At 55.5% G+C, this 22,916-nt stretch carries 25 protein-coding genes and 2 pseudogenes; 11 read left to right on the forward strand and 16 right to left on the reverse strand.

What is annotated here, in order from left to right; all coding sequences use genetic code 11:
- Nucleotides 1–246 (forward strand): PIN domain-containing protein (locus tag ACN2TU_RS19975; protein ID WP_435157846.1); only part of this gene is annotated, 246 nt, incomplete at its 5' end.
- 715 nt (nt 247–961) lie between these two features.
- Here the strand turns inward: ACN2TU_RS19975 and ACN2TU_RS19980 are convergent.
- The 4 genes and pseudogenes from ACN2TU_RS19980 to ACN2TU_RS26980 all read right to left on the reverse strand — a co-directional run.
- The gene (locus ACN2TU_RS19980; RefSeq protein ID WP_435157847.1) at nt 962–1,102 is read right to left on the reverse strand and encodes a hypothetical protein; all 141 of its coding nucleotides are present in this window, start codon (nt 1,100–1,102) and stop codon (nt 962–964) included.
- A 37-nt stretch (nt 1,103–1,139) separates the two neighbouring features.
- Nucleotides 1,140–1,946, reverse strand: coding sequence for a DUF8172 family protein (locus tag ACN2TU_RS19985; RefSeq protein ID WP_435157848.1), 807 nt, complete (start codon nt 1,944–1,946; stop codon nt 1,140–1,142).
- A gap of 33 nt (nt 1,947–1,979) precedes the next feature.
- The gene (locus ACN2TU_RS19990) at nt 1,980–2,216 is read right to left on the reverse strand and encodes a helix-turn-helix domain-containing protein (RefSeq protein WP_435157850.1); all 237 of its coding nucleotides are present in this window, start codon (nt 2,214–2,216) and stop codon (nt 1,980–1,982) included.
- Nucleotides 2,217–2,219: 3 nt separating this feature from the next.
- A pseudogene (locus ACN2TU_RS26980) lies at nt 2,220–2,426 on the reverse strand (toxin-antitoxin system TumE family protein); the annotation flags it as partial.
- A gap of 161 nt (nt 2,427–2,587) precedes the next feature.
- Between ACN2TU_RS26980 and ACN2TU_RS19995 the strand changes: the two are divergent.
- Complete coding sequence (locus tag ACN2TU_RS19995; RefSeq protein ID WP_435157852.1) at nt 2,588–2,758, forward strand: STAS domain-containing protein; 171 nt, start codon at nt 2,588–2,590, stop codon at nt 2,756–2,758.
- A 56-nt stretch (nt 2,759–2,814) separates the two neighbouring features.
- On the opposite strand, the gene ACN2TU_RS20000 is transcribed toward ACN2TU_RS19995, so the two are convergent.
- Complete coding sequence (locus tag ACN2TU_RS20000) at nt 2,815–4,554, reverse strand: cation:proton antiporter (protein ID WP_435157855.1); 1,740 nt, start codon at nt 4,552–4,554, stop codon at nt 2,815–2,817.
- 40 nt (nt 4,555–4,594) lie between these two features.
- Here ACN2TU_RS20000 and ACN2TU_RS20005 point away from each other — a divergent pair, with 40 nt between their 5' ends.
- The 4 genes from ACN2TU_RS20005 (at nt 4,595) to ACN2TU_RS20020 (ending at nt 7,345) form a co-directional block, all read left to right on the forward strand.
- The gene (locus ACN2TU_RS20005) at nt 4,595–4,849 is read left to right on the forward strand and encodes a GNAT family N-acetyltransferase (RefSeq protein WP_435157857.1); all 255 of its coding nucleotides are present in this window, start codon (nt 4,595–4,597) and stop codon (nt 4,847–4,849) included.
- Between the two features lie 224 nt (nt 4,850–5,073).
- Complete coding sequence (locus ACN2TU_RS20010) at nt 5,074–5,217, forward strand: hypothetical protein (RefSeq protein ID WP_435157858.1); 144 nt, start codon at nt 5,074–5,076, stop codon at nt 5,215–5,217.
- Nucleotides 5,214–6,818: a sodium/proline symporter gene (locus tag ACN2TU_RS20015; RefSeq protein ID WP_435157860.1), complete on the forward strand. Its 1,605-nt coding sequence runs from the start codon at nt 5,214–5,216 to the stop codon at nt 6,816–6,818. The genes ACN2TU_RS20010 and ACN2TU_RS20015 overlap by 4 nt, the downstream gene beginning before the upstream one ends.
- A gap of 8 nt (nt 6,819–6,826) precedes the next feature.
- Complete coding sequence (locus ACN2TU_RS20020) at nt 6,827–7,345, forward strand: hypothetical protein (RefSeq protein ID WP_435157862.1); 519 nt, start codon at nt 6,827–6,829, stop codon at nt 7,343–7,345.
- Between the two features lie 216 nt (nt 7,346–7,561).
- Here the strand turns inward: ACN2TU_RS20020 and ACN2TU_RS20025 are convergent, their stop codons facing one another.
- Complete coding sequence (locus ACN2TU_RS20025; RefSeq protein WP_435157864.1) at nt 7,562–7,954, reverse strand: cupin domain-containing protein; 393 nt, start codon at nt 7,952–7,954, stop codon at nt 7,562–7,564.
- Nucleotides 7,955–8,113: 159 nt separating this feature from the next.
- On the opposite strand from ACN2TU_RS20025, the gene ACN2TU_RS20030 reads away from it, so the two are divergent.
- On the forward strand, nt 8,114–8,644 hold the full coding sequence (locus tag ACN2TU_RS20030) for a zinc ribbon domain-containing protein (RefSeq protein ID WP_435158418.1): 531 nt from the start codon (nt 8,114–8,116) through the stop codon (nt 8,642–8,644).
- Nucleotides 8,645–8,694: 50 nt separating this feature from the next.
- Here the strand turns inward: ACN2TU_RS20030 and ACN2TU_RS20035 are convergent, their stop codons facing one another.
- The 3 genes and pseudogenes from ACN2TU_RS20035 to ACN2TU_RS20045 all read right to left on the reverse strand — a co-directional run bounded on the left by ACN2TU_RS20035 (nt 8,695) and on the right by ACN2TU_RS20045 (nt 10,353).
- A complete protein-coding gene (locus ACN2TU_RS20035; protein WP_435158438.1) occupies nt 8,695–9,063 on the reverse strand; it encodes a hypothetical protein in 369 nt (122 codons plus the stop codon).
- 253 nt (nt 9,064–9,316) lie between these two features.
- Nucleotides 9,317–9,718, reverse strand: a pseudogene (locus ACN2TU_RS20040) (ion channel); the annotation flags it as partial.
- Between the two features lie 245 nt (nt 9,719–9,963).
- Entirely contained in the window at nt 9,964–10,353 is a 390-nt protein-coding gene (locus tag ACN2TU_RS20045; RefSeq protein WP_435157865.1) for an SWIM zinc finger family protein, read from the reverse strand.
- 117 nt (nt 10,354–10,470) lie between these two features.
- Here ACN2TU_RS20045 and ACN2TU_RS20050 point away from each other — a divergent pair, with 117 nt between their 5' ends.
- Nucleotides 10,471–10,701, forward strand: a complete 231-nt coding sequence (locus ACN2TU_RS20050) for a ribbon-helix-helix domain-containing protein (RefSeq protein ID WP_435157867.1) — start codon at nt 10,471–10,473, stop codon at nt 10,699–10,701.
- 456 nt (nt 10,702–11,157) lie between these two features.
- Here ACN2TU_RS20050 and thsB read toward each other — a convergent pair whose 3' ends face one another.
- Together thsB and ACN2TU_RS20060 are read right to left on the reverse strand one after the other, a co-directional pair.
- The gene (gene thsB / locus ACN2TU_RS20055) at nt 11,158–12,801 is read right to left on the reverse strand and encodes a thermosome subunit beta (RefSeq protein ID WP_435157869.1); all 1,644 of its coding nucleotides are present in this window, start codon (nt 12,799–12,801) and stop codon (nt 11,158–11,160) included.
- 207 nt (nt 12,802–13,008) lie between these two features.
- Nucleotides 13,009–13,380 (reverse strand): hypothetical protein, encoded by a 372-nt coding sequence (locus tag ACN2TU_RS20060; protein WP_435157870.1) that lies wholly within the window; start codon nt 13,378–13,380, stop codon nt 13,009–13,011.
- A gap of 448 nt (nt 13,381–13,828) precedes the next feature.
- On the opposite strand from ACN2TU_RS20060, the gene ACN2TU_RS20065 reads away from it, so the two are divergent.
- Nucleotides 13,829–14,590, forward strand: coding sequence for a LamB/YcsF family protein (locus ACN2TU_RS20065; protein ID WP_435157872.1), 762 nt, complete (start codon nt 13,829–13,831; stop codon nt 14,588–14,590).
- Nucleotides 14,591–14,694: 104 nt separating this feature from the next.
- Here the strand turns inward: ACN2TU_RS20065 and ACN2TU_RS20070 are convergent, their stop codons facing one another.
- The 3 genes from ACN2TU_RS20070 to ACN2TU_RS20080 are packed head-to-tail and all read right to left on the reverse strand — an operon-like array spanning nt 14,695 to nt 17,738.
- A complete protein-coding gene (locus tag ACN2TU_RS20070; RefSeq protein ID WP_435157873.1) occupies nt 14,695–15,504 on the reverse strand; it encodes an ABC transporter permease in 810 nt (269 codons plus the stop codon).
- Nucleotides 15,505–15,548: 44 nt separating this feature from the next.
- Entirely contained in the window at nt 15,549–16,505 is a 957-nt protein-coding gene (locus tag ACN2TU_RS20075) for an ABC transporter permease (protein ID WP_435157875.1), read from the reverse strand.
- Between the two features lie 18 nt (nt 16,506–16,523).
- Complete coding sequence (locus ACN2TU_RS20080) at nt 16,524–17,738, reverse strand: ABC transporter substrate-binding protein (RefSeq protein WP_435157876.1); 1,215 nt, start codon at nt 17,736–17,738, stop codon at nt 16,524–16,526.
- Nucleotides 17,739–17,958: 220 nt separating this feature from the next.
- Between ACN2TU_RS20080 and ACN2TU_RS20085 the strand changes: the two genes are divergently transcribed.
- Nucleotides 17,959–18,453, forward strand: coding sequence for an Lrp/AsnC family transcriptional regulator (locus ACN2TU_RS20085; protein ID WP_435157877.1), 495 nt, complete (start codon nt 17,959–17,961; stop codon nt 18,451–18,453).
- A gap of 51 nt (nt 18,454–18,504) precedes the next feature.
- Here ACN2TU_RS20085 and ACN2TU_RS20090 read toward each other — a convergent pair whose 3' ends face one another.
- Together ACN2TU_RS20090 and ACN2TU_RS20095 are read right to left on the reverse strand one after the other, a co-directional pair.
- A complete protein-coding gene (locus tag ACN2TU_RS20090) occupies nt 18,505–19,848 on the reverse strand; it encodes an acetyl-CoA carboxylase biotin carboxylase subunit (protein WP_435157878.1) in 1,344 nt (447 codons plus the stop codon).
- Between the two features lie 152 nt (nt 19,849–20,000).
- Nucleotides 20,001–21,113: an ABC transporter ATP-binding protein gene (locus ACN2TU_RS20095; protein WP_435157879.1), complete on the reverse strand. Its 1,113-nt coding sequence runs from the start codon at nt 21,111–21,113 to the stop codon at nt 20,001–20,003.
- Between the two features lie 135 nt (nt 21,114–21,248).
- Between ACN2TU_RS20095 and ACN2TU_RS20100 the strand changes: the two genes are divergently transcribed.
- On the forward strand, nt 21,249–22,880 hold the full coding sequence (locus tag ACN2TU_RS20100; protein ID WP_435157880.1) for a TCP-1/cpn60 chaperonin family protein: 1,632 nt from the start codon (nt 21,249–21,251) through the stop codon (nt 22,878–22,880).
- Nucleotides 22,881–22,916: the final 36 nt, after the last annotated feature.

A 22,916-nucleotide genomic window follows, 5' to 3' on the forward strand; every position in this document is an offset into this window, starting at 1 on the left:
ACGGACTTTCTCGACCGGCTAGAGGAGAACGCGCGCTTTCACATCGAGTTCTTGACCACCGACGCCTTCGCCACCGCGAAAGCGCTCTTTCGGCAATACGAGCGATTCTCGTTCGTTGATGCCTGCATCGTCGCCTACATGCAGACCGAAGGACTCGGCTACCTCTATGCATTCGATAACGATTTCGATGCAGCGCACGATGTCTATCGACTCGATACTGCCACAGATCCGTATCAGCCTGAGTAACAGAGTAGACTTTTTCACGGCTCGGCAGCGTCTCAGACACGAACGTGGACAGTTGACTTTGCTGCCAGTGAGTCGACTACGTCGCTCCGACCACAGACGCGGTGGCCGGTACCAGCTCTCCCCCTCCCGCTGGCTTCTAGCCGATAGCCGCCGATACAACTGCCATACTCACAAGTAGTCGTACGGCGTCAGTCCCGAACTGTGTCAATTCGGGGCATCCAATTCCGCGGTTGCGTGGGGTCTCGTGTTAGATTCGTGTCCCTCTCGGGTGTGATTTGGTCCCGACCACGCTACTCTCCGGCAACCCCGTCTGTGGTCGGACTGTCGTCCGTGTCGTTGCTCGTCACTTCACCGGGAAGCTCGACGTCCGACTTGACAATCGATGAAGACATGGTGGATGTCAAGGTTGTCAAGAATCGCAGAGAACGTGATTGCAAGCTCATCGAGATCATTGGGATTTCGATCGACAACGTTCCATCCCGACCGTATCTGCAACCCATCGAGCGGTCACCGCCGGAAACTCAGACTCACGAATTACGCGAAGAATATCGTCATCACTCGTTTGCTCCGCAAATCGTCTCTGCTCGTCGCGCTCACTCTCCCGCGATACTTCGCAAACGCATCATAGCTCGTCCTAATTGCTCGAATCCTTCTGAATCACCATATGGTCACAAACGCCATAATAAACCCGAGGAAGTCGAGCTATCGAAAAACGCTAGTCTTCGAGGTTGGCAACGTGCGCTGCAACGGCGGTGAGGCTCTCGGCTGCAACACCATTTTCTCGCGCTTCAACCCGCTCACGGGCGCTCCGGATGTACTCCCGAGCGTCGACGTGTGCGGATTCGTTCTTGCTCATACTACTAACTCGGGACTAAGGAACCATAACGATTGGGTCACAATCGACTTGCGAAGACGCGTTTCCCATCATCTCTCTGCGTAAGCAACTCAGATGCTCCTGCTCGCTGGAGATAATCCGTTGCAAACTCCTCCCAGACGTGGTCATGCTCAACAGCGTAGTACGCCCATGGATCGTCAACACTGGGTGGATACGTCTCGAATGGGATGACAACATCATTCTTTCTGCGGACGCCAGTCACCCCCAAAGATTGAAGAAACGAAAAGAGAGCTGCTTTCCGTCGAACCGTGAGGATTCGCTTCGATTCACGAATATACTCGTTTGCCCATGTCGCCCAGTCGTCCCCTTGGTTCGTCTGTGGAGCATCTGAAAACGTGTGAAACGTCCGAGCGTACAATTCGAAAAATGCGATTGACGTTCGATGGTTCGCATTCGGAACGCCGTGAGATCGAATGAGTTCTGAGATAAGACTCCCACCGACAGTTGCAATCAGTTGTTTCCAAGTCACTGCCTCAATAGCGTCCGCAATCTGGGTCGGTTCGAGTGGCTTATACCACGCCATCTCTTGTTCGTCACTGATTTCGTCGAAAAGACTGATGACAGTATCGACGATATCGCGTGTGTCAGCACTATAGTCAGAGAGATCGTCACCTTCAATCGTCTCTTCTTGCGCTTCTGCAAGTGTATAGACTCCATATACGTCATCGTCAAGTTCGAGGAGTCGAATAACAGCGGGTTCGTCACGGCTCTGTAAATCCTCTCGTGCTTCTGATTCAGACGGGTGAACATACGAGAGCGAATAGTAGTCCCCATCGATTTCGAGATGATAAGGAACGAGAGTCATTACCGCCTAGTACACAGAGAAGAGGCATAATATTCAGGGAGACATTCGTCTCGCCTTACGGCAGTAGACCAGTGGTTTCTTCTTGCGATTCTTACCATCGTCCGCAAGCCCATTCAAAACTTCATACGCCGTCCGACGTGGCCACCCAAGCTCTTCTGCAATTTCACTCGTCATAGCGGGTTCGAGCGGTTCCATGATTTCGAGTATATCCGCTGGCTTCTGTTCCTGGACGAACTCGCCCTCTTCTCCTCGCTGAAGAACATCGTTCATTACGACGACAAAATCGGCTAGAAAGTCTCGATCAACAGCGTCTTCGGTACGTGCTTTTGGTGGTTGATGAAAGTGGTCCTGGGTATTATGCGGATTTTCGTGCCGATCCCATCGACACATCCACGCCGTTCCACCTCTTTCCTCCCGGTACGTGATGTTGAAATCACCGTTCGTGTAGACACGGATCTCGAATAATTCAGAATCACGAATTTACCCAAAAACCGTCAGCTATTGCTTTTTCGGCAACCCGTATTTGCATGTCGTGCTGAGCTTTGCTTCCCCCGATCTTCTAATTTGCTCGGTTTTCTGACCCAGTAACTGCATCTGAGTTAATATTAACTACTAACGCTTGGTGACTCAACTCAATAACCATGGTGGATCTTGCGTCCGTGGATATGTTCGAAGACCTGCATCGTACCCTCAAGCAGCGTGAAATTGACCTCCGTTTGGCGGGGGTGAACGAGCAAGTGCTGGAAATATTTGAGACTTCATCCTTAGACGGGACACACGGTGATATTCACGAGGAAGAGACGGTGGCGTAGATCATCGACATGATAAACCCGACACGGTGAAAGACGGGACGGCAGTGACGATCCACTCATCGCTCGGAGCGACCGCCCCCTCGTGAGCGATCTTCTGACTGAGACGTATCCGTCTGGGTGGCCGCGCCGTCGCCGAGATCTACCTTCGCGAGTTGCTTGCGCCAGTACGGCGTAAAGCCCGGCGGTGTCGGTTCCTCTACGGTCCACTTGTCGGCCTGAACGCGGTCGAGTTCGACTTCGACGTCCGCCAGTAGGCGTTCACCCACGTCCCTGCTTATCTCGCCCCGCTGCATCGCGTCCTCGATGGCGTCGTGTTCCGTAACGAGGATCCGGTGCTGTCCGAGTCGTTCCTCGTAGCGTTCGATATCGGGATGTTGATCGAGTAACGACTTGATCGCGGCCTCGAGTTTAGCACGTTCCCGTTTGGAAACCGTGGTCAGGTCCTCATAGGCGCTCGTTGGTATCTCGTCACGGTCCAGGAGGCGTTCTGCGGAGGTAAGAGCAGCAGAAACACCGTTGAGACGTCCGATGAGTGCCTCGTAGAGTTGCTGTGCCGGCGTCTGCTGTCGGATTCCGACTCGGGCAATGAGTCGCCCCATCGTCGAACCATTGACGAGGAGGGTGAACGCAGCGACGCCGAAAACGAGCGCGGAAAGCTGTTCTGCTCGGTTAGGAAACGTTTCGGCGATACTCAGTGCGAGCGCAATCGAGACCGACGCATGGATACCGCTCCAGGTCAAGACGTGTTGGTAGGAAAGTGGAATCGGCCTAGCCTGCCACCGATTGAGGAGACCGACAAGCGGGTAAATAACGACGGCACGTGCGATAAAGACGACGGCGATGGCGATGACGATCTGGACGCCGTACTCGACGAGGAGGTCGAATGGAGTGATGATGCCGACGACCACGAAAATCAGCGTGTTCGCGATGAAATCCGCGTACCCCCAGATAACTTCGACGCTGAAATGCGTCTCCGGGGAGATGTCCGTTCGGTCGGCACGGGATGCGAGGAAGATACCGGCGGTGAGCGTTCCGATGACACCGCTGGTTCCGAGAATATCGAGAAACAGGTAGACTCCGTATGCGGCGACCAGTGTGACGACTACCGCTGTCTGGCTGTCGTCCACGAAGGCGATGAGTTCGTACGAGATGTACCCGACCGCGGCACCGACGAGTGCGCCACCGACGAATGCGACGAGGATGCCGATACCGACGTCAACGAGAAACGCGCTTGGAATGACGAACCCTTGGGCCGCCAAGTCCTGCGGTTCTGCCTCGATAATGACCGCCAGAATCGACGAGTAGACAACGATTGAGACGCCGTCGTTCAGGAGGCTCTCACCCTCGATGAGGATGTTGAGACGGTCGGGGACACCGAGGTCTTCGAAGACGGCGAGGACTGAGACGGGATCGGTCGGCATGATGATGGCACCGAAAAGGATCGCGACTGCCAGCGAGAAGCCGAACACGAACTGTCCGACGACGGCGATGATGGCGATGGAGAGAAGCATGCCCAGGATGGCGAGGACGAGGATAGGGATCAGATTCTGGCGAAACGCCTCGACGTTGATGTTAACCGCGTCGTTGAAAATCAGCGCCGGAAGCAAGGCGAGCAAGATGAACTCGGACGACGGGTCGACTTCGACTGGTGAACCGAGGATAGAGATAACTAATCCTGCGACGAGAAGAGCTGTCGTGTACTGGATTCGGGTGTATTTCGCGGCGACGATGCCGACGACGCCCGCAATCGCGAAGAGATAGAGAATGACGATCAGTTGCTCTTGAACCCCAACCATATGTGATATATCAACCATACCATCATTACTCTTACAGTCGTTGATCGGCTCGCCAAGGGGTCAAAGAGTCGGAACGGAGATCTACACTGAATTAGAGCAGAGAGCACGAGCGAAGGGTGCTCAAACTCTCGGTCTTTCAGCGACACAGAATGCAGTTCCGTTCTATGAATCTCATGGCTACGAGCGAATGCGAGAATACACGCATGAGTTTTCCAGCCACGAGGAAACTGGCGTGACAGGGACTGTCATCGATGACGTTTCGAGCGGGGGAACGAACCAAGTGGCACACGCATGACGGTGGTCAGTATCCCACAATCGCCTCTCTCGAGTATGAGGGTCGCATACTTGTTCTCAAATATTTCATTGTTTCATCCTAAATTTCTTGGGATGCAAAGATTTATGTGATATGCTACTACTTGGCACAATAGGGAAAATGTACACCAATTGCGCGTTATATTTAAATAATGTGCTCCAGTGGCAGAGTAAATGGGGAAACAATTCAGAACAGGGAGGAATCAAATGATTCCCGGACTTGGCCTCAAACCAACTATCCTCCTCTTTGGCTGGATACCCTTCTGGTGGTGTGTTGCACTCATTTCACTCTACCGCATGAAACGGAACGACAAACAAACCGCACGACAAAATGAGGCCGATGCCCTATGAATTGGGTGCTCATCATCCCCTTTGTCGTCTACCTCCTCGGACTCCTCATCTTCGGCTATCTCGCCAGTAAAAAACTAGACGACCTGAGCGACTATTTACTCGGCGGTCGCACGATCGGAAGCGGGGTCACAGCACTCACACTCCAAGCAACTTCCATGAGCGGTTTCATGTTCATGGGTGGCCCTGCACTCGCATTCAAACAAGGACTTTGGGCACTCTGGTATGCTGCCGGCGACTTCGGTGGCGGCCTTGTCAATCTCGCCGTTCTCGGCCGAAATCTCCGGCGAATTACTGAAGCTCTCGGCTCACTCACTCCAATTGAATGGCTCGAAGACCGCTACCCCCACCCCAGTATCAGAATCGCTGGCGCAACAATCTCAATCGTTTTTCTCGCCGCATACGTCTTTGCCCAATTCATCGCCGCGGGAAAAGCAATCGAATCCATTAGCGGACTCCCATTCCTCTACGGTCTCCTCATTGGCGCGGGAATCATTATCCTATACACTTTCGTCGGTGGTTACCTCGCTGTCGCCTGGACAGACGCATTCCAAGCAATCGTCATGGCCGTCGGTATCAACATCATCCTCGTAGCAGCGATACTCGAAGTAGGCGGGATCAGTGCTCTCTTCAGTGAAATCGCCACAAAGGATCCAACTTACCTTTCGATCTGGGGGAAAGGGCTTGAACACGTCGGTGAGTGGGGCGTTGTTGCTGGCGCTGTACTCATCTACGCAATCGGGTACATGGGTCTTCCGCATGCAGTCGTCCGCCACCTCAGTATGGATAATCCAGACACCGCAAAGAACGCCACAATCTGGAACGTCTTCTATAACACTTTCTTCGTCTACCAGCCATACATTCTTGGACTCATTGCCATTGTCCTCCTTCCCAATCTCAATGATCCCGAGATGGCAATTCCTCGCCTTGCACTCTCACTCCTTCCGGGAATTGTTGCCGCGGTGATTCTCGCTGCACTCATGGCTGCAGTCATGAGCACTGCTGATTCACTTCTCATCATGGCAGGTTCAATTCTCGCTCGAGACGTCATTCAGCGATTCGGCAACGACAACCTCACTGACGATCAGATGTTCATCTGGTCGCGATTGCTTGTCCTCGTAATCGGAATCATCGGAATCATCGTCGCTGCCGTTCAGCCACCTGGTATCTTCGAGCTCGTTATTTTCGCCTTCGGTGGCTTGGGAACTGCATTTCTCATTCCGAACGTCGCTGGTGTGTATTGGGATCGGGCGAATTGGAAGGGTGCACTTGCCGGGATGGTCGGTGGTGCATCCACGAACATCGTCTGGACATCCCAAAATCTACAAACCACTACCGCTATCCATCCGTTCTTCGCAGGACTCATCGTCTCGGCATTCCTGCTCGTCACTGTCTCGCTGCTCACGAAACCACCAGCAGGAGACGCAGTTGCCATCGTGCAGCGTGTTCGCCGATCCGGCACCGCACCATCAGGTACCGTCCAACAGTCAGCGCGCTCACTTGCTCCTGAAGCTCGTGCTATCGGTGAGCATCTCGCTGCTGATGCTTCCACATCACAACCGTCAGACACCTCGACGATTGATGTTCACCCAACAGACAGTTGATCGAAACCATGGCTAGCATGCACACCCAACAGTCAGTTACCGTCTTTGACACAACCGTCTCCGCAGAAGAGGCAGAGCAGACGCTGATAGAAACTGATATAGACATGGCCGAAACAACCGCTGACAGGCTCGTCTATTATCCATATCGCGTCTTTGGATTCGATCTTCACGCTGAGGCGTTCTTTGATGACTTCACCGACCGAGTCTACTGTGGTGTCGATCTATGCAATGGCAAGGAGGTGTTCATCGAAGAGGCTCCACAGACAACTGACCAAGTTGTCGATGCAGACATGGTCGTTCCGGTTGCAGACGAGATTGAAGACGCACAACAAATTGCACGATACTATCTCCTCGAGCTCGTACGGAAGGAATTACGCGTTGGCTCTCCCCCTGACCTCCACCTCATTGAGGACCGCCGAATCTATCGCCCATTCCATCTCGTTGACTGTAAAACGTCGGATAAAACGTCTCTTACGTACATTGTCGATAGTGTGACTGGCGACTTCCATCGCGTCTATCTTCACTGACGACTAGCCACTGCATGTATCCCTGACCTAAAGTTGAGAGGGCATGGGGATTCTCATGATGTTGAATGATGAGTTTTCTGCATATTATCCGAAGTATATCGTCATCACTCGTTTGCTCCACAAATCGTCCCTGTTCGTCGTGTACCCGGGATTCGACTGTCTCCCAACCTAATCGTTATGTGATGGAGTTTCTCGCCCGGATACTGGAGAGACGGTTCACGTGGCGTCAGTTGGATCGTACGGGTGTGCATCGTCGACCGACGGTGCCCCGATCGCGAGGATACGTGTGGCCGTTTCGGCGGTTTCGGGATTGAACGCTCGCTGCGGGCTCCCGGGATCGACGAACAGGACTTGGTCGGATTCTACAACAAACGTCTCGTCGGGGGTTTCGACGTGAAGCGTTCCATCGAGAACGTAGAATGCCTCGACTTGCTCATCGTGGGTGTGGTAGCTCAGCCCGGACTGTTCACCGGGAGCGAGTTCGTAGACTCGAAGACCGAGCTTCGAGTTCTGATAGTCGTATCCTGCTGCAACACTGAGCGACCGGACATCGGTTGGACGGTCGTCCCACTGGTCAAGGTCATTCGGGTCGATGAGATGGTATCCCATACCTATCGCTGTCGGTGATACGTGATTAAATGCTCGGACTAGTAGCTTGATCCCGAGTCGGTACTAAGTTAGTATTATATACTAACTCAGAGCCACACTATTTCTGATTGCTCGCCTGATCATCGTCACGATGGAGACCGCCTATCCTTGGGCAACTTCTTGGCGCTTTCCTACGACCACGGGAATATCGGTCGTGTACTCTTTTCCGGTAAATACGACCGTCACAGTCACGTATTCGATAGTGAGTGGACACCATCTCTAGGCTTTGCGAGATCTACTTGCTCAACTTCCGAATCACCCATCTTTAAACAGCGAGGGAATCCCGGGGCCTTTAGGCCGGGCGCGAAAGCGTTCCACGCATGGGCGTTCCGGCGGCTCTACGAGTACGTCGAGTACAAAGCCACAGAGTTCGGTATCTCGACCAAACAGGTAGACCCGGCGTATACGTCCCAACGTTGTTCGAAGTGCGGTCACACCGAACGCGGGAACCGCCCGAAACGGAAGCGGTTCTGTTGTCGAAAGTGCGGCTACGAGGTTCATGCGGACTACAACGCGGCGAAGAACATCGGGATAAAGCATGTCCACGCAGGGCAAAAGTCTCCGCGTGGACGGGCCAACCGTCAACTGGCCCTAAAGTCGGGAACGTTGAGCGTGAGCGACGAGTTTACGTCCGCCGAAGTTTCGGCTTGAACGGGAGTTCACCGACAAGCCCCGGCGTTAACGCCGGGGTAGTTGACCGGCTACTCGATCTCTTGCGTACGTTGCCACTGACGTCCATCAGCCTCAACTAACCCGAGTAACGTTCGTCGACGTGTGTTCAAGTCGTCCAGCGAGTTACTGAACGCTTCATCAGAAACCGTTGGAACGCCGGATTCACGAAGGGCATCGAGATCGGGGGATGGGGGGATTGTTTTCGATTTGGTCACGAACGACTCTCTAAGGGTCTCGAGGTGGTTCTGGAGAGCAGCGCGAGCGTTAACAAGAACGACTCGACTGGGCTGGTGTTCTTCGGGGATTCCGAATTGCCAGAGTGTCAACGCTTCGTCGAGAATCACGATACTGACGACGGCAGTGGCCTCCCGTTGTTCGGAGTAGAAGTAGTGTAGCACTGGATAGGCACCGTGATTCGTCGTGAGCTTGCTCAGTTCGGAAGAGAACGTATTGAGGAGAAGGTCGACCCCGTCGAATGATTCTCCGTTCCAGCTCTGATTCTCCGTTCCAGCTCTCTGTTACCACGGCTTCGCCCCGCGATCCGAGGCCACTCACACTGGTGGCAAACGATCGTTTTTGCGTGACTGCGTTGAGGATTGCGATGACGTAGCTGATACTCAGGGTGATCAACAGCATCCCACTCGCCGTGGTAAACACGGTTGCAATTTGCCAGATGCCGTCTCTCGGAACGAGCTCACCATTCCCGAGAGTAAACAACGAATATCCGACGAAATAGAGGCGCTCGATCCACGATATCGAACCGCCGTCGATGGTGTCTCTTACGGCGTTCTCGGCAGTCGCGAAGACGAACGTCCACCCAATCCAGAGTAACACAATCCACATCATGAGCCCGACCAAGACCATTAGCGGGCCTGCGAGTGTCCGACCCCACGAGTGTCTGACTCCGATTTGCCGGAAGACGTTCCATACCGCAGTCATCATTCGACTTGTGAGTGGTCCCGCACCTTTCTCTATCCAGAGTGTCGTCCAGAGAAAATCGACAGCAACGATGGTAATCAGGAAGATACCAGCGATAAGATATTCGAAATTCATCGAGATTTACTCCTCCAACAGTTGAGGCTAACGATGCTTCCATCTGTCGGCTATCTCGCTGGGGAACCTCACTCTCGTTCCCCTAGTACGACCTCGTCGCCTACGCTCTGTTCGCATTCTCGATTTCCTCGACTTGCCCCTCGCACCGCTCCACTCAATCCAATCTTTCCGTGAGCGTTCGCTGGTCGGTGATATCCGAGACCGTCAATTACCGTGCCGTGAATAAAAAAGGGCTGAAGCGTGGGTTAGTTCGGAAGGACTTTTCGTCCCGTTCGCACGCACTCCCAGCACGGGAAACCACCGAGGCCATCACAGTCACAGTTTTCAGGTTCAGCATCGTCGATGGTCTCCGAGGGGAAGGCCTCAAGCGTCCCGTCATTGGTTGCGGTTTCGACGGCGGCCATGTGCTTGCAGAAGGCATTGCGGTGGACGTGATGCGAACAGGTGCAGGCCACCAGTTCGTCGGTCATGTCGTCGATGGAGACAACGTATTGGTGGTCTGCGGGGGTCTCGTGGCTTTCACTGGTGACGTCGATGAGTCCGGGGGCAACGACGTCGAAGGTAAATTGTTCTCCCTCTGCACGGTTCTGTGCCGCCCCGGCAGCGTCACGGGCTGCGGATGGGTTTGTACTCATGGATTTCAGGGGTTGTCCCTAAGAAAGAATAGAGAACAGCAAGAACCGAGGAGTAGCACTACTACGCATCGAGAAAGTATCCCAAGGGTTAATCTATCTCTAGAACAGATTGTGTCTATGGTCTCGCTTGAGGTCGCATTACCTGACCGTATCGAGAGTGATATTGATCGCCTTGTCGAACAAGGTGATTTTCTGAATCGAGAACAAGCAATTGAAGAGCTTCTCTCACTGGGGTTATCGGCCCAGGAAACCGGCGATGAATCCGAAGAGGAATTGGATGAAGATCTGTTTACGCAAGCTGTCGATGAGCAACAGGATCCGGCCGACCAATACAACGATCCGCTCTAACACTCCTCTCGAAAAGAGGAGCTAAGACTGCCTTCCATTTCGAGTTTAATGAGACGATCGAGTTTTTCGATTTAATTGTTTCAACTGCCTGGTCTGCGAAATGCTCAGCAGCGTACGTCCGCCGCGTGCGCCTGTGCTCGGTCGAGCAGAGCGCGCTCAGTCGTCGGTGTGTCCTCGCGTTCGGCCGGAAGCCCCGCCCCTAACGGGCGGGAAGGAGTCACACTAGTGTTAGTTGGTTCACCCGGCTAGAATCTCGATACATATGTCAATCAAATGTGGGTCCATCTTCGGTTCAACACATGGGCGTCCTTTTCGAAGAACGACAAACTTTCTCAGAAATAGAATTGATCTGATGCTTGATTGACCAATTGACAATCATGTTCCGTTTTCAACCGATAGAGATAGTTTCCAGAAAAAATATTACTTTTGTCATATATGGCGAGTTTAGCATATAGCCTACATTGCGCCGCCCATACCGCCCATGCCACCCATACCACCAGCTCCAGGACCGCCAGCTCCATCGCCACCCTTGTCGGTTGATAAATCACCAGCGGAGATGATGTCGTCAATTTGGAGGATAAGGTTGGCAGCTTCTGTCGCACTCGAAATGGCTTGCTCTTTCACATGCGCAGGTTCGACAACCCCTGTTTCGTACGTATTAGTAACCTCGCCACTCTCGACATCGAGGCCCGTATATATTTCGCCATCCTCATGCGCACTTCGAAGCTCAACCAGCGTATCGATACTATCGAGGCCTGCATTCCCCGCAAGCACACGCGGGATGAGTTCGAGCGCGTCGGCAAACTTTTCGACTGCCAATTGTTCGCGCCCCGAGACACTCTCGGCAGAGTTACGAAGGCGTCGTGCAACTTCGATCTCGATGGCACTGCCACCTGCAACGGCTCGACCGTCGGAGACGGTTTGAGCCACCACATCCAGAGCGTCTGTGATGCCCCGCTCGAGTTCGTCAACCACGTGATCGGTAGAGCCACGCAATAACAGAGTCACACCATGAGCGTCATCGCCTTCAATATAGAACAAGTCATCACTTGTATTCCGTGTAATGCTACCAGCGCCGAGATCGGTCGCAGTTGCATTCGCAAGGTCGGTAACGATGGTCGCGCTTAGCACCTCTTTGAGGAAGCCCAGATCGCTCTGTTTCGCCTGCTGCACTGCTAGGATGCCTTCCTTGGCGAGATAGTGCTGAGCCATGTCATCGATACCGTCCTGGCAGAGCACAACGTTTGCACCGGTCTCTTTGATCTGCTGGACTTTCTCTTTGAGTTGTTGTTCTTCTTGGTCGAGGAAACTCTGGAGTTGGTCGGGATCAGTAACGGAGACCTTCGTGTCAGCCTCAGCCTCCTTGATTTCGATGGCATCGTTGAGCAGGAGAATTTGCGCATCTTCGACGCTTGTCGGCATTGAGTTGTGGACGGGGTCTTTGTCAATGGCCCCCCCTGTCAGTAGCTCGGATTCGCTGGCCGTTCGCCCGGTCTGTGTCTCGATTTTAACGTATTCGAGGTCGACCGTGTTGTCGACAGCGACTTGTTGGACTGCGTTAACAACGAGTTTAGCGAGTGCTTCCTTATCAAGTTCGGCACCCTTGCCAGTCATCGATGTTTCGGCCACATGCCGCAGAAGGGTTTCGTCACCCGGGTCGACGCTCTCGGCAACATTGTCAATTTCCTCTCTGGCCATCTCGCTGGCGAGCTGAAAGCCCTTGGTAATGGCGGTAGGATGAACATCCTGGCCCAGAAGATCCTCAGCGTTGTTGAGGAGTTCTCCTGCAGTGGCAACTGCTGTTGTGGTGCCATCACCGGCTTCATTCTCTTGGGTTTCGGCGACTTCGATGATCATCTCAGCTGTCGGGTTGTCAATATCCATCTCTTTGAGGATGGTCACACCATCATTTGTGATGGTGACATCGCCCGTGTCCGAGACAAGCATCTTGTCCATCCCCTTTGGACCGAGGGTTGAACGGACTGCGTCAGCGACCGCACGGGCCGCACTAATGTTATGCTCTTGAGCGTCTTTGTCTTTGACGCGCTGGGAATCCTCAGACATGACGATCATCGGCTGCCCTTGCATTCGATCACTCATAGATGCGTTTTGGTGACTGAATGCAATTCCAAATAAAAGTTTTGGGCGAGTGGAGCTAGCACCGGTTTCGCGTTTTTAACCCTGAAATCATCACAGAAAACGTCCACCGGGACAGCGGAACTCCAACACTGGGAACCACCGGGGGTGTCGATTCATAGTCAGCCCTGCGTCCTACTGTTTTTCGCCTCGGTTGAATCTAGTCTCGTTCTAACTATCTTCGACTGCATCGGCGATACGCTGGAGTTGGCGAGTGACGTCACGTACCTCGTCGCGGAGTTGGCGAACTTCCTTGACGAGTTCCTCATTACCGCCACTTTCGCTCTCACCAGGTCGACCGCCGGGGGCGCCGCCGCCCATCATTCCACCCATCATCTGTGCCATTGGATTACCGCCGCCGCCCATGCCAGGGGCACCACTACCACCGAAGGGACTCTCAGGTCGCTCGCCTTCCCCTTGTTCAGTGCGTTGTTCACGCATTTCTTCGACATGCTCTCGGAATGATTGTTCCTCGGAATTGTCTTGGGAATCTGTAGCTTCTTGTGTTTGTTCGTCACTCGTATCGGTATTGTCGTCAACCATACGTCTGGTTCTGATCCCTCTATGATAAAAGAATAACGACTGATGATCAACTTAAGCGAGAGTCGGTCAGTAGTTACCATCTCTCCAAACACGAAGCGACCTACCACACTCACTGCAGCTGTACTGTCCGGGATTGCGGACGGTTTTCGAGCGGCGATACCGGACAATCCGACCGCCGCAGTCCTCACAAACGAACAACCACTGTGGTGCAGTGAAGCGTTCGGAAGACCGGTCGACGAGGTATTCCGGTGACCCCGAACTACGGTTCCGCTACCCGGGGTGCAAAGCGAGACGCGAACCCGAAGAGCGACGGAGAATCGTGACCCGTCCACGTCGCTCGCGAACGACCTCCCCCATTCTCTGGTCCACACCGACGCTCAAAATCGGCGGCGTGGCCGCCCGTTCACTCCACAACCTATAATTCGGCTCCCACCAATCCTCGGAACGTATGGTATCGATTGACATCAACTGCGACATGGGGGAGAGTTTCGGCAATTGGAGCATGGGGAATGACGAAGCGGTGATGCCCTACGTCACCTCCGCCAACATCGCTGGCGGATATCATGCGGGTGACCCCCACGTGATGCGCGAAACGGTCGCGCTCGCGGCAGAACACGACGTCGGTGTCGGCATCCATCCTGGCCTGCCGGACAAGATGGGATTCGGGCGGCGAACGATGGCCGCCTCGCCCGAGGAGGTCAGAGACTACGTGGTCTACCAACTCGGGGCGCTCAGGGCGTTTGCAGACCAGCACGATGTTACGTTCCAGCACGTGAAACCCCATGGGGCGATGTATTCGATGCTCTCTGAGAGCAATGAGCACGCCCGGGCGGTGATGGAGGGAATCCTTGACGTCGACGACAACCTCATCTACCTCGCGACAGATATGAACATCTACGAGGTCACCGAGGAATACGACGACTTGCGCGCTGTCTTCGAGGGCTATGTCGACCTCGACTATCGCTCCGACCGCAGCCTCATCGTCGAGCAGGAGAAAGAAGCGCCCGACCCCGAACTGGTCGCCGACCGGTTCGTCAGCATCGCGACTGAGGGCGAAGTCGAGGCGGCAACCGGTGAGATGATAGACGTCCCGGCAGACAGCATCTGCATCCACGGGGACAGTCCAAATGCCGTCGAACTGCTTGAGGCCATCCACAACCGCGTCGAAGAACACGACATCGAACTCGTGCCGCTCGACGACATTGCCTGATTCTCACGCCGTATTTCGTTTCGGGGTCGAACAACCCCTTGCGGCAGTCCCAGATTCGAACTTCGATACCGTTTCCGGCGACAGTGAATGCGGCGCCGAGGCCGTCATCCGTCGTCCGCGGAGGCACCGCCCGCACGATAGAGGAAGACGGTCGCCACGGCGATGAGCGACAGCGACACGAAAACGGTCATGCCCGCGAGTGCGAACACCTCGGGTGAGAGTTCAACCTGCAGTTTTGCGTACACGTAGGTCGGGACGGTATTGTCACCGCCCTGGAGATAGATCGTTCGGGAGAACTCGTTGAACGACAACACGAAGCTGAAGATGACTGCGCTAATAATGCCAGGTTTGACGAGAGGAAAGATGACGTATCGAAACGTCTCTAACTCGTTCGCGCCCAGATCGGAACTCGCGAGAAGGACGTCCTCGCGAACCGACGACATGCTCGTTAGAAGAACGAGGAACGCGAACGGAAACGCCCAGATGACGTGTCCGATGAGTTCGGCGACGAAGGGATTGTCGAACCCGAGTTGCTTGAACAACACGAGCAGGCTGAACCCCTGGACGACACCCGGGACGAACAGCGGGACGATCATCGCGCCGACGAACAGCGATTTGTACGCCGTCTTTCGGTAGGAGAGGACGGCAAGCAGCGCGAGGAACGGCGCGATACCCATCGTCGCGACGCCAAGCACGAGCGACCGTTTCATCGCGGCGATGAGCGGTTCGCTCTGGAGCATCATTTCGTACTTCTCGAAGGTGAACCCCTGTGGAACCCGGACGTACGACGCCGTATCCAACGAAATGAACACGAGCATCACCGGCGGTGCGAGGATGTACAGCACCCAGAAGGCGATGAAGGCCTTCCAAAGACGCTCTTTCCACGAAGTCGAGAGCCAGTCCGAAGGATCCATCCGGGCTACGCGACTGACCGACCTGGAAACGGGTTGGGTGGACATCAGATCTCACCCACTTTGTCGAGGCCGAACACGTAGTCCCAGACCAGCACCAACCCAATGGCGAACAGCAACACGATGGCACTGATGGCGCTCGCGAGCGGCAGCCGAAGCGAATTTACTGCGTTGTCGATGACGGTCGCGACGAGCGAAATGTTGCCACCGCCGAGGACGACGGGAACGACACTCTCACCGAGGACGCCAACGAACACGAACACCGACCCGATGACTAGCCCGGGTAGCGAGAGCGGGAGTACGATATATCGGACGGTCGCGAGGGGCGATCCCCCGATGTCGGCACTCGCCTGCAGAATCTCGTCGTCAATGCGACTCATGGCGAGCCACGCCGGAAATATCATGAACGGAAGGTAGCTCGCCATCAGGCTGAGGCGAACCGCAAACGTGGAGTACAGTAGCCACCCCAGTGGTTCGCTGGTGAGACCGACCATCATCAACACTGTGTTGATTACACCGTCACTGCCGAGGAACGCGATCCACGAGAGCGTTCGAAGGATGTAGCTCGTGAGGAACGGAATCGCGAACAGGAGCAACAACGGGAAGGTGTACGGTGAGTGACGCTTGCGGATGCCAGCATAGTAGGCGATGGGAAACCCGAACAGGAGCGCCAACGCTACCTGCAGGAGTCCCTCCTTCACCGTCGTCCAGAACACCGACAGTCGGTAGGAATCAACGAAATTCCGGTAGTTGTCGAGGGTGAATCCTAACTCCATACCGAACGGCTCCTCTATTGCGACACTCCAAATGAAGATTGCTGCCAGCGGCAAGAAGACGAAGAACGTGAACAACGCGAGCCACGGCACCACCTCTAGTCCGAATCGAAGGCGGTCATTGTTGATGAGTGGCCGGAGGGGTGACGGGAGCCGCTCCTGCGGAGCGTAGTCGACGCCCCTACTCTCACTGTGCTCCACCGACGTCGTTTCGGTGTTGTCGTAAGACATAGAGAATCTGAGGAGGGGTCAGGCCGTTAGCCGGTTCCACTGTTCGTTCAGATGACTGAACGTTTCTGGGTAGCGATTTCCGAAGACACTGCGGTCGTCACGGAACCGACTCCGAACCTCTTGGTGGCGCTTCTCGATGAACTCGGCGTCGAAGCCTTCGTCGTTCTTTGCGTGCTCGATTCCGAGCTCGCTCGCAGAGAGATAGCCGCGGATAGTCGTGATCTGGGCATTGTACCAGCCGTCCATCATCCAATTGATGAGTTCTTCGCTCGCCCGGCGGTTTTTCGCCCCTTTCTTGGTCACCCACGGTCCGATACCCCATAGCGAATAGCCCTCTTTGGGTTCGAGGTACTCGGCGTCCATGTCCTTATCGCGCAGCGCGAATACGACCGGTTCCCAGGTGTCCATGGCGTGAACCTCCTCTTTGGCGAGGAGATTGACCGCGGACTGCCAACCGCTCCAGAACGTCCGGAACTGCCCAGCTTTCTTCTGTTCGAGCAGGAAGCTGACAACCGCGTCGATGTCACTTTCGGTCGGATTTGTGACGCTCTCGATGTCGGCCATGTTGTTGAATTTGAGATAGTTGGCGACCTTGTGGAACGCTGTCGCCCAGCCGGACTCGAGTGCGGTTTTCCCCTTGAACTCGTCGTCGAAGAGGATGCCGTAGGAGTTGACGGAAGAAGCGTCGCCGACGTGTTGCGGGAGAAACGCGACCGAGTCGCCGTTCTGCACACTCGATAAAGAGTGTTGTTCTCCGTCGACCGTCGTCGGTTTGCTGTTTTTGATCTCGTCGTAGACGTGCTCCCAGTTCGGGAGGTCGGCGAGGTTGGTCTTCTTGATGGCGTCCTGTTCGTGGAGCACCTGCGTGAGCGTGGTATCATTGCCAGCGAGGTCGAAGTCGGTCGATGCCGTCCCCTGTACCATCTTGGTGACGATCTGGCCGGGACGCCACGGCGCAGCCGTGTACTTCACCTCCGTGCCGGTTTGGTCGGTGAAGTCCGCCCATTTTTCCGGATTCGTCGTTCCGACACCCCAGTAGGAAAGTTGGCCGACTTGTTTGTTGCCGCCGTCGGAGTTCGAGTCGTCCCCGCCGTCTCCGCCACCGCCATCGTCACTACCGAGACAACCGGCGAGACCACCCACGGTCGCGGCGCTGGCGACGCCACCGGAGAGCTTCAAGAAGTCTCGACGGGTTCCTGGTGTTTGTTCACACGCATCATTCCTGCTGTGCATGCCCTCTCCTGTGTGGCAGGGGGTTATTAATGTTGCTATAATTACACATTCTTAGACGAGAAATATAGTCGATATTAAATAATACCTTATTATAGTAGTGAAATTTAATCAGCGTTCCAAATTGGGACACGAACTAGGATTATGTTCAACAAGATGGTGATTCCCTTGACCGAGGGGTACCATTGCCCTTTTATAATACCTAGTTGAATACAGTCCAACGATGGACGCACGAGATATCGAGATTTTAAAAGCGATCTCGGATTTTGGGGAACCGAGTCCAAAGGTTATCGAAGAAGAGACAGGGATCCCGAAATCGACCGTTCACTATCGAGTAGAGAAGCTACGGGAGCAGGGAGTCATCGAAGACAACCTGTACAACATCGATCTCGGTGCGTTGAGCCTGAACCTCACAGTCATCTCAGAGGTAACGGCCCGATACGACGAAGGTTATCAGGAGATAGTCGGCGAGAAACTGAGCAACATCGAGGGCGTGAATCAGGTGTATTTCACGATGGGGGATACGGACTTCATTGTCATCGCACACGTGGCAGAGCGCGAGATGGTCGAAGATCTGATTGGAGCCTACGAGCGCATAGAAGAGGTCGAACGAACGAGTTCCCGCTTCGTCATCTCCACAATCAAAAATCAGTTCGCACCGTTACGGGACTTCGAACTCGAGACGCTCATCGACCTCGGCACCGAGAACGGGGAGTAAACAGCCCTCGCGGACGCGTCCTCCGCGTCGGCAGTCCGGACTGCAGTTCACCTACTCGATAGTCAGTTCCTCGTCGACGTACTTGGTGGTGTGTTCAGCCTCGACGAACGTCTCGTCGGTGAGTACCTGTACGTGGAACGGAATCGTGGTGGGAACACCGTGAATGTCGGCTTCATGGAGCGCGCGTAAGCCGCGACGAATCGCTTCGTCGCGGTTCTCGCCGTGTACGACGAACTTTGCGAACATCGAGTCGTAGAACGGAGCGATGCTGTCACCCTCGTCCACACCGTCGTCGATGCGCGTGCCAATTCCGTGCGGTGGTCGATACGTCTCAAGCTTGCCCGGCATCGGTGCGAACTCCTCGCTCGGCTCTTCGGCGTTGATACGGAACTCGATAGCCGCTCCTCTAGGTTCGACGTCATTCTGTGCAAACGATAGTTCCTCACCCGCAGCGATACGGAGTTGCCACTTCACGAGGTCAATACCGGTGACAACCTCGGTGATCGTGTGTTCCACCTGGATACGGGCGTTCACTTCGAGGAAGTAGAACGACCCGTCTTCGTAGAGGAACTCTACCGTCCCTGCGTTGATATAACCCGCCTCGGCAACGCCGCGTCGAGCCGCATCCCATACCTCGGCCCGCGTGTCCTCGTCGAGGACTGGACTCGGCGTCTCCTCGATGAGTTTTTGCTGTCGGCGCTGTGTCGAGCAGTCGCGTTCGGTGAGGTGCCTGACGTTGCCGTGATGGTCGGCGAGTACCTGGACTTCGATGTGGCGTGGATTCTCGAGAAATCGCTCGACATAGACGTTCGAATTGTCGAAGTATGCTTCGCCCTCGCGTTGGGCGTTCTGGAATTGCTCTTCGACCTCGTTGTCACTCCGAACGACTTTGAGTCCACGTCCCCCACCACCGCCGTCAGCCTTGATGGCCACCGGGTAGCCGTGTTCAGCCGCGAACTCGCGTATTTCGTCGGCGCTCTCGACCGGGTCGGTCGTACCGGGCACGATAGGGACGTCTGCTCGTCGCATTATTTTACGGGCCCGGGTCTTCTCGCCGAAGTCGTTCATTACGTCGCTCGGCGGACCGACCCAAATGAAGTCGTTCGCCGCGACGTTCGCAGCGAACTCCGTGCTCTCTGCGAGGAAGCCATAACCTGGATGGATGGCGTCGACGCCGGCCTCACGCGCGACGTCGATGATGGCTTCCTGGTTCAGGTAGCTCTTGCGTGCGACCGACGCTCCGACGTGGTAGGCTTCGTCCGCGAGGCGGACGTGTTTCGCGTTCTCGTCCGTGTCACTGTAGATGGCGACGGCGTCGACATCGAGTTCTCGACACGCCTGGATGACACGAACGGCGATCTCACCCCGATTAGCAATGAGTACTCTGTCAAACACACTCGTGGTATCGCACCATTTAGGATAATACTCTTGTGGTTTGGATAATGTTGAACGCAGTTCTACTTGAGAATTAGAACTAGGATATAAAACAAAATTATGCCGTATCTGTTCACGAACGCGGAACGCGACGCACGTGGGTTCGCGCTGCGTCAGGAGAACAATTTCGCGGCGGCGGGATCGAACCCAACCGTGACGTCGGTCCCTTCTTCGAGAAGGGATTCACCGGTCGTCTCGTGAGCGCGGAGTTCGCGACCGTTCGGGAGTTCGAGTGCGTACTCCGTGTGCGAACCCTTGAAGATGGTGTCCGTGACGACAGCTTCGAATGCGTTCTTGTAGTCACCGCTGAACATTACCTGTTCGTTCGGGACGAGGAACGTGGCCGTATCGTCGATTACCGAATCATCGTCGTCATCGTCGACTGCCACCACATAGTCGAGGCCGTCGCTTCGGACGGTAAGCACCCCGCTCTCGGCGGCGACTACGTCGCCGGTAATGACGTTCGGCATCTGGAGAAAATCGGCGACGAACTCCGACGCGGGATTCTGGTAGATTTCGAACGGTTCGCCTACCTGCTCGACGTTTCCGTCGTTCATGATGGCGATACGGTCGCTCATCGAGAACGCCTCCTCTTGGCTGTGAGTGACGAAAATAAACGTTTTGTCGACTTCCTCCTGGATGCGTTTGAGTTCGACTTGCATCTCCCTGGCGAGTTTTTCGTCGAGTGCGCCGAGCACCTCGTCGAGCAGGAGGACGTCGGGTTCGACGACCAGACTCCGCGCGGTGGCGACGCGTTGGCGTTCACCACCGGAAAGGTCCTGAATCGGACGGTCTTCCTTCCCAACGAGGTTCATCAGTTCGAACATCGCGTCGGCGCGTTCGTGGCGCTCTCCTTCGGGGATGCCCCGAAGCATCAGACCGTACTCGACGTTTTCCCGTGCGCTCATATGAGGAAATAGTGCGTACTCCTGGAAGACCAGACTCGTGTTGCGATTGTAGGGTTTGACATCGTTAACGAGGGCTCCGTCCAGGCGGATTTCACCAGCCGTTGGCGTTTCGATACCCGTAATCATCTGTAACAGGGTGGACTTCCCGCTGCCGGATGGGCCGAGGATCGTGAAAAATTCGCCCTCTCGAACATCGAGATCCACGTCGTCGACGGCGACGATGACGTCGTCGTAGACCTTTCGCAGGCTGCGGATTTGGATGACGTTGGCAGATGAAGTTTGCGCGTCGTGTAGTTCGGTTTGCGTTTCCGTGCTCATTGTTGACACCCCATATACGAATGTGCACCCATATAAATCCATCAGTAAATTTCCAACCAGGTTTTAAATCATGATGAGAATTCGAACAAAATTCGAGGAAAGGTTTAGATATCAGAAGCACTCCAATTCTAGTAGATGAGTGGGAGCCGAACGAGTTCGACAGAGATTCTCGACGGTACCGACGTGCTCCACGGTGCTGCACTGCTGGGCGACCTCGTCGCCGGACTATACGGACCCGATGGCCGCTACAAACTGGTTCAGACCGCAGACGGCCCGGTCGTCGCCGGGGACGTCAACCGACTGTTCGATGAACTGATCGTCGAACATCCCGGTGCCAGACTCGTGGCGGAGGGAGCTGTCCAACAAAAGGAAACGGTCGGTGACGGGTCGCTGTCTGTAGTACTGCTCACCGCCGACCTCGCTCGACGAGCTATCGGCTTGCTCGATCGCGGCTTCCACCGAGTGACCGTGATAGACGGGGTCAACCGCGCCCGACTCACCGCGCTCGGTGCGCTTCCGGCGTTCGCCACGCCAGTCGATGGGCTCGACGACCCGCGAGGTCGAATCGCTGTGCAAACCGCACTCGGGGGGGCACCACGCACGGAAGCCGCAACGGGCGCGGTCGTGGAGGCAGCGCGCCTCGTCGACCGTGCTCGCCGTACTCACACCGGCGGCCTCCGCGTCGACGATATCGAGTTCCGTCGTGGCCCGACTTCCGACGCGGCAGACGTAGAGCTCCTCCGCGGCGTCGTCCTCGAACGGGAGCCCGTAACGCCGAACATCCAGCATGAGATCGAATCCCCGCGGATCGTGGTCGTCGGCGGTGGTAAGAAGGCAGGGTCGGGTATCGAGGAGCGGGAGTTGAGGCGTGCCGGTGGAAGCACGGGGAAGGGACGAACGGACGTCGTCTTGGGCGGCAAGACGCCGTCGAACATTGAGGCAGTCCGCCAGCACGAGCACGCCGACGTTCGGAGGCAAGTTCAGACGTTGGAGGACGCCGGTGTGAATGCGGTCTTTACGACGATGGGCATCAGCGACGTTGCCATCTCCGCCCTCGACGAGGCTGGCATCGTCGCGTTTCGGACGCTAACCAGTGAGCATGCACGCCGACTGTCACGGGCGACCGGTGCAGACGTCGTGATGGATCTCGCCGACCTCTCAGCAGAAAACGTAGGCACAGCTGGACAGTTGCAGGTGACCACACACGACGACGATCCGTTCGTCCGCGTCGAGGGGTGTGACCACGGACAGGTTGGAACGCTGCTGTATGCGGGGGCCGTTGAACAAGGCGCCGCCACGTTCGAACGGGATCTGATGACGGCTATCGTCGTGGCACTCGACGTCCTCAATGGAGGGCGCGTCGTTCCGGGTGGTGGAGGTATCGAGACACGACTTGCGACCGACGTCCGTGAGGATTCGCGGAGCGTCGGTGACCGAACGGCACTCGTTATGGAAGCATATGCTGACGCACTCGAAACGATTCCGCGGGTGCTCGCTCGAAACGGCGGCGCAGACGCCATCGACGTCGTGACATGGCTGCGTGCGAGCGGCGAGAACGCAGGCTTCGACACCGACGCGGGAGTCGTGGGTTCTACGCACGCGAAAGGTCCGCTGGGCTTGGAACCGATCGTCAGAACGACCGTCGACACCGCGACAGACGTACTCGTTCACCTCGTTCGCGTGGACGACGTCATTCCAGCCACGGCCGACGACGACGAGATCACCGACTTCGAACTCCGACCCGACCCTGAACGGGATGTCGTCTGATGGACAACCGAAGTGGTTCGTTGAACATCATACGAC

This window comes from Haladaptatus marinus, assembly GCF_051194195.1.